The following is a 6986-nucleotide window of genomic DNA, read 5'->3' as shown; positions in this document are numbered from 1 at the left end:
AACTGACTTATTGAAATCTTTTCATCTTTCCATTTACGATAAATTTCTATTTTCTGTTCTTTATTAAATTTAGACATAGTAAAGACCTAAAAGTGTCTCACTTTTAGGTCTCACTTCAAATTGATATTCTTTACCTTTTGTTTTAATTAATGCGTTAAATAATCTGTCCAATTATGTTTTCGATCTCGATTATCCGCCATTACGCCTTCTAAATCATGAGGCTTGTACGGTTCTTCCAGATATGCCACTTCATCAGAGGTTAAATCTAATTGCAATGCTTTTTCCATTGCATCTAGATGATGGGCCTTAGTTGCACCAACAATTGGTGCTGTCACTTTTGTCTTTAGCCAAGCTAGTGATATAGCAGCCATAGGGACATCATGTTTTTTAGCTAATTCTTCAACTCGATCAATAATTGGTCGATCGATTTCAACAGTCTTACCATATTTTTCCTTAGCAGAAAAAGTATCTTGTTTTCTTCGTGCAGTCTCTGTACCGAAGGGATGAGCTAATCGTCCACTAGCTAAGGGACTATATGGTGTTAATCCTAAATTGTTTTCATGAGCAAAAGTAAATAATTCTCGTTCATCTTCACGATAGATCAAGTTATAGTGATCTTGAATTGAAACAAATTGTGGATAATCATGTTCTTTCATATATGCATTCATCTGTGCAATTTGCCATGCATATGCATTTGAGATTCCGATGTAACGTGCTTTGCCTTGCTTCACTACTTCGTTTAGCCCTTCAGCAATTTCCTCCATTGGAGTCAGCCAATCCCAAATGTGGTAAATATAAAGATCTACGTAATCCATTTGTAAGTTTTCTAGACTTTGGTCTAGTGAATTGACTACATGTTCTTTACCTGAGATCCCCTTCTTCATTTCTTCAGGTAGTCTTGTTGCAAACTTGGTGGCAACAACAACTTGATCCCTGTCAGCTAGTTTATTTAAAGCTGTACCTAAAATTCTTTCGCTAGCACCCGCTTGATATGCCGGAGCCGTATCAAAGAAATTCACTTCTAAATCCAAAGCATGAGCAATCACTTGATCAGCTTGTTCTTGTCCCACGGTCCATGAACGATCATTTACGCTCTTACCGCTTCCCTTACCAAATCCCATACAGCCAAGTGCAAATTGAGAAACTTTTAAATCTGAATTACCTAATTGATTATATTTCATTTTAAGTCACTTTCCATTAACTAAAACTTAACTTACTTCTATCATAGGGAAAGTGACTATCTATGTGAAATATTAATTGATTATTTTACAGTATAACTTTTTTGCATGTATATTACTCTTAATTGATTTTTAAAAAATATTAGAAGTATTTTCGAAAATAAGACAAAAGAGGTCAAGATCTCAATGATCCTGGCCTCTTCTTTATTTATATTCAATTTTTTAATTAACGATAGTCCTTAAGAAAGTCCATCATCTTATCATAATCTGCATCATGCTTAGCATCATATGCATCTTCAACTTTAACAACCTTGTTGTTTTCAGTAATGATTCGATATTCACGCAAGTCATACTTTTCGTTAGCAACTACAGTAATTTCACCCTTACCTGGAGTTGAATACAAGGTTGGGTTAAGTACTTCATTTAATTTATCTGATAATTGTTGGTTAAAAGCAATTTGATTCATTTTAATATATCTCTTTTCTTAAAACATTTCCAACAACGTTAGTATAACATTAAGTAGCGTGCTTTACCATAAATAGTAAAGAAATTTACTAAATAAACGTATGCGCTTTACTTAGATTTCAGGTGCGGCCATCAGCCATAACCAATAGCAAGACATCATTATAATTCCTAAAAAAGCAATTAAAGTAATAAATTTTTCAAAAAATCCTCCTACTTTATAACGAAAGATTGAATGATGTCTTCTCTTTTTAACAAATGGAGCCCACCAATCTACTCCCTGCTTACTAAAACTATCTTCAACTAAATGCAAAAAATAGCCTAAAATCAAGCCTAGCCAAATACTGCCCCACCAATTTGGCAACTGCCAAGATCGAAATTCAATGGGAATAAAATGATTCATTAAGAAATACAAACCAATGGAGAAAACTAACCAGCCTAAAAATGAATGAGTCACACCACGATGGCGTAGAAACAAACTAAAATTGATTGGAGATTTACGACTAGTCGTGCTGTTATATTCATCAATATCAGGTAAAGACGCACCCACACCAGTAGCCAATAAAATTATTAAATTAGATGCTGGATCTGCAATAAATGTGTTGCTAGCAATTAATCCCAGCTCAACAAGCGCGATGCTGCATAAACGATGCGAGCGCGTCAGCATTTTAGTCACCTCTTCATTAGAACATATATTCATATTGTACCATACAAAAATAAGAGATGACAGCATTCAATCTGTAAGAAAAAACACACTATCATGGTAATAATGTGCTTAATTTTTTATTTATAAATTTCGTTTACTCTAAGCGGATATAGTCGATCACTATGTCCAGAAGGCATATTTTCCTCTAACAGTAAATTATGCTTGATCAATTCTTTTTTCAATCGATTTACTGTAAAAGAATTACAATTCATTTCATCCATCAGATCTTGATCAGGATAAATAATATACATGTTTCCGTCGGGATCTACCCAGTCATTATTTGTGACTGAGTCATCTTCAGTGTAAAAATCATATATAAATAACGAGCATCGGTACTCAGCTTTTTATATTTTGGATTATGGAAGAAAGCTTGTGGAATACCATTTTACTGCTCTAGGTACTCGATTCCTTTTTTGAATTTTTGAATATCTTTATTCATTTTACTAACCTCTTTAGTTGATAAAACGTACCTTTACAATATGTATTATAGTCCTTTCTTAATTTTTATATAAGTAAAAACAATTATTATAATATAAAGTACTGTTAAAATCAACTATTTTTAAAATAGAGGTTAATTTTTGTGATTAATAAACGATAAAGTCTTAATTGTTATTAAGTAAAAATGTCCTAAATTTTAGTATATGTCATAATCTCTTTATTGGAGGTTATGGTTAGAGTGAAAAGGATTGATTTATCTATGAAATATGAACAACAATACAAGACTATCAAAGAACTCATTGATCACAATGGCAATAAGAAAAGAGCTGCTCTGAAGTTAGGTATATCCATTAGGCAGCTCAATCGCAGAATTAAACAATATCAAGAAAAAGGAAAAGCGGCCTTCGTTCATGGGAACGCAGACCGCAAACCTGTTAATTGTCTTTCCACGGAAATTAGCAATCAAATTGTAACCTTATATCGCACTAAATATCAAGATTGCAATTTAAAACATTTTACCGAACTGCTCGAACACTTTGAGAACATTAAGGTATCTTACTCAACTGTTTATAATCTACTCAAAAAGCAGGATATCCTTTCTCCCAAACCTTGGAGAAAGACCAGACGTGCACTGGCTAAAAAGAAATGGCATCAAGATCATCCTAAGCAAGGCAAGCAGGATATCGATACAGCTATTAGTCATCAGCTTGCTTTAGAAGATGCTCACCCGCGTCATGAACGTTGTAAATACTTTGGCGAAGAAATTCAAATGGATGCTTCCGTTCTGGTCTGGTTTGGGGAGAATAAAGCTTACCTGCACTTGGCAATTGACAATGCCACTGGCAATATTGTTGGTGCTTATTTTGATTGGCAGGAAACCTTAAACGGTTATTATCATGCTTTTAAGCAAATTCTTGAGAACTACGGCATTCCGCTTTGCTTCAAAACTGATAATCGCACAGTCTTTAACTATGAAACAGCCAAAACCAAAGCCGCTCATAAAGACGTCCTGACTCAATTTGGCTATGCCTGTAAGACTTTAGGCGTTGATCTAAAAACTACCAGCGTTTCTCAAGCTAAAGGTATGGTTGAAAGAGCCAATCAAACTGTTCAAGGACGTCTTAAACCTGAACTTAGACTTGCAGGCATTAACACTATTGAAAAGGCGAATGAGTATCTGTTGGACGTCTTTATTCCAGCTTTTAATCAGAAATTTGGTCAGAAGATTCGCTCTGCTTACTCGGTTTTTGAAACAGCACCAGATGCACGCAAGATCAACTATACCTTGGCTGTTCTTACAAGCAGAGTATTCGACAGCGGCTCGGCCATTTCCTTTAAAAACAAGCATTATCAGGCTACAGATGAATATGGAAAATTGATTTGTTTTATGAAAGGCACTAAATGCTTGGTAATTGAAGCTTTTGATGGTCAGTTGCTGGTTACTGCAGATGAGCATGTATATTTGCTTAAAGAAATACCTAAAAACGCTGTGACATCTCCTGCAGTTGATCCAGAGCCTAAGAAGAAAAGAACAAAGAAGAAATATATTCCACCAATGACTCATCCATGGAAACATGAATCATTTGTAAGACAACAGCGAAGAGCACATAAACATCATCAATATACATAAAAAAGGCGGAGAAAAATTCTCCGCTAATAATTAACAAAATTTGGGACATTTTCCCTTATTATTGACACTATTTTTAAAATAGAGGTTAATTTTTTAAAAATTATGCATAAACTGCTTGCTTTAAGACCCCTACATAAGGAAGATTACGGTACCAACCGTTATAGTCAAGTCCATATCCTACTAAAAATGCATTAGGTGCTTTAAAGGCATAGTCGTCAGCTTTGAAATCTACCACACGTGTCTCTGGCTTATCAAGCATTGAAACCACTTCTACACTCTTAGCGCCGCGCTTTTTCATTACTTCAGTAAGTGTCTTCAAAGTGCGACCAGTATCAATAATATCTTCCATAAAAATCACAGGATGATTAGTAACATCAGATTTAATATCTTGAACAATTTTGACATTACCAGTTGAAGAAGTTCCCGCATAACTTGAGGCCTTGATAGGATCAATCGTTAATTTGAATGTTAATCTTTTGATCATATCACTAGCAAAAAGCATTGCTCCATTTAAAACAGGAATAACAATTGGCTCTTGACCAGCATATTTTTTATTTAAACGTTCAGCCATTTCATCCATCCGTTTATTAAGTTGTTCCTGAGTAAATAATACTTTTTCAATATCGTTGTTCATTATAAATGTTTCCCCTCTTGTCCATCTAATGATCAGATTTTAGCATATATTTTTGACAGATTACAGTGTTTTCGCCTGAAAAATAGATAAAATACTAAAAATGATATTATTTTATATAATAATCGTTCGTGTTTTACTGAAACAAAAGCAAAATAAAAAATGGAAATGCATCATGCATCCCCATTTTTGTGTCAACAGATATTATCTTTCTTCCGCAAAATCGCTAGTCTTCATCATCTTCGTAGAAATAACCCTATTATGATCTCTTTCGTTTTCAATGCTTAATTCAAACACGGATTCATCTGCTTCACTCATAGTCATCTGGCCATAAAGTGATTCAGTATCAGTTTCCTTAGAGTAAACATTTGAAACTAGTAATTCAATAGCCAGTCTTTCATTCTGCGTCAATTTATTAAGATTTCCTACTTTGACTTTGGCACCATCTAATTCATCTTTAGCTGTCTTAATATTCCAAATCAAATATTGAGCTTGCGCAGCTGACACACTATCCTTATTTAATACAGATTTTGCATCATCAATCGCTTGATCATAGTTATACCGTTTGTAAAAACTAGATAATTTGTACTTAATACTACCTTGTACTGCTATTTGCTTATTAATTAAATCCTTTAAATCTAATTCTTCGCTTTCAGACATAGCAATTTTTGCATTATCTTCAGCCTGACTAGCACTATTAATCGGCTTTAAAAATTTACCGTCAACATATTTTACATCGCTAGCCTTAATAAAAGCATCCCCTATCTTTACCGTATTAATTTTAACTACCTCAGGGAAACTAGGAGATGTCTTCAAATTAGCCATTTTTTGATAATGATTGGTTAAATGGTAATAAAGCTCAGCTTTGTTTTCCTGCTCGTTCCACAAATAGATGGCCCCATTAACCTTTATTGGTGCTAAACTCGTCCAAGCAAAACCTTTAGGCGTAATTACTTTTCCGTTAAATGCATATAATGGTGCTTTACTATTATCTCTTTTGACCTCAACAACGGTTGTATTACGAACATCATAGTTGATAGAGTCCATGTTTTGACGGGCAGTGACATCTCTAGCCCAGATATAATAATCCGTGCCTTTAATATGATAAGCATTAGGGAAACTATTGGCTAACACGTCCATGCCACCTAATTGATCGACAACTAGCTTTTGACCTTTTTTATAGTATTTTCCGGTAGTCAAAGCTCTATTCTTGCTGGCCATAAAAATTTGTGGCGCCTTCGTTTTAACTGTTACCGTAGTTTGATTAAATAAAAGCTTATTACCATCGATAGCATCAACATTGGCGGCTTTAATATATTGGTTTTTACCGATCTTAAAATAATCAGCACCCTTAATCTTGGTTATGGTTAATTGATATCTGTGTGCATTTGAATAATTTTGATAAAAGTACAAGTTATCCGCAAAATCATTTTGACTAATCTTGCCTTGATACTTAACTAATGTACCTTTACGCAAAAGCTTCTTAGTATGCTTACCTTTTTTATTATAAATATAGGCATTATGATTGAGCTTCAATTTATCTTTTTGACTAATTTGCCGTTTGTTAGTGGCTGCTAAAACTGTTTGTGACGGTTGAATCATTCCGACAGCAGGCGAAACTGCTAGTAAAGTGGCTACAGAAGTTAATACAATCTTTTGCTTTAATTTCATTTTTTTACCTCATCAAAATTCACTTATATTTTTAATTATAACAAGCAAAAGCAGGCACTCATTAATAGAATGCCTGCTCTTTGTTACGTCAACTACCCTAGACTGAAGTCTAGGGCTTAGTGGATCGTTAGCTTGCGCCAACCAGAACACCAACTTGCTTAGATACGGACTTGACTTACCAGCAGTAATCTTTTGACTATTGCCGATAGAGGTCGTCTAATTACCAAAGCCTTTTGAGTCCGTGAGTTGCTAGCGGACTGCAGCCTTTCT

Annotated in this window: 7 protein-coding genes; 1 reads left to right on the top strand and 6 read right to left on the bottom strand. The window is 34.4% G+C overall.

Annotated elements, in window-relative coordinates; genetic code table 11:
* Nucleotides 1-146 precede the first annotated feature (146 nt).
* The 4 genes from B5E95_RS10020 to B5E95_RS10595 form a co-directional block, all read right to left on the bottom strand.
* The gene (locus B5E95_RS10020; protein WP_087236533.1) at nt 147-1181 is read right to left on the bottom strand and encodes an aldo/keto reductase; all 1035 of its coding nucleotides are present in this window, start codon (nt 1179-1181) and stop codon (nt 147-149) included.
* A 223-nt stretch (nt 1182-1404) separates the two neighbouring features.
* Nucleotides 1405-1644 (bottom strand): hypothetical protein, encoded by a 240-nt coding sequence (locus tag B5E95_RS10015; protein WP_087236531.1) that lies wholly within the window; start codon nt 1642-1644, stop codon nt 1405-1407.
* A 111-nt stretch (nt 1645-1755) separates the two neighbouring features.
* On the bottom strand, nt 1756-2307 hold the full coding sequence (locus B5E95_RS10010; RefSeq protein WP_025006403.1) for a metal-dependent hydrolase: 552 nt from the start codon (nt 2305-2307) through the stop codon (nt 1756-1758).
* A 116-nt stretch (nt 2308-2423) separates the two neighbouring features.
* Nucleotides 2424-2597 (bottom strand): hypothetical protein, encoded by a 174-nt coding sequence (locus tag B5E95_RS10595; protein ID WP_241146355.1) that lies wholly within the window; start codon nt 2595-2597, stop codon nt 2424-2426.
* A gap of 446 nt (nt 2598-3043) precedes the next feature.
* On the opposite strand from B5E95_RS10595, the gene B5E95_RS10005 reads away from it, so the two are divergent.
* Nucleotides 3044-4414, top strand: a complete 1371-nt coding sequence (locus tag B5E95_RS10005; RefSeq protein ID WP_087236529.1) for an ISNCY family transposase — start codon at nt 3044-3046, stop codon at nt 4412-4414.
* Between the two features lie 100 nt (nt 4415-4514).
* Here B5E95_RS10005 and hpt read toward each other — a convergent pair whose 3' ends face one another.
* Entirely contained in the window at nt 4515-5048 is a 534-nt protein-coding gene (gene hpt / locus B5E95_RS10000) for a hypoxanthine phosphoribosyltransferase (RefSeq protein ID WP_087236528.1), read from the bottom strand.
* Between the two features lie 201 nt (nt 5049-5249).
* Entirely contained in the window at nt 5250-6716 is a 1467-nt protein-coding gene (locus B5E95_RS09995) for an SLAP domain-containing protein (RefSeq protein ID WP_087236526.1), read from the bottom strand.
* Nucleotides 6717-6986: the final 270 nt, after the last annotated feature.

The sequence above is a fragment of the Lactobacillus gallinarum genome, from assembly GCF_002160635.1.
Taxonomy (GTDB): Bacteria; Bacillota; Bacilli; order Lactobacillales; family Lactobacillaceae; genus Lactobacillus; species Lactobacillus gallinarum.
Note: the sequence above shows the minus strand (reverse complement) of the source record. Positions and strands in the feature narration are given on the sequence as shown.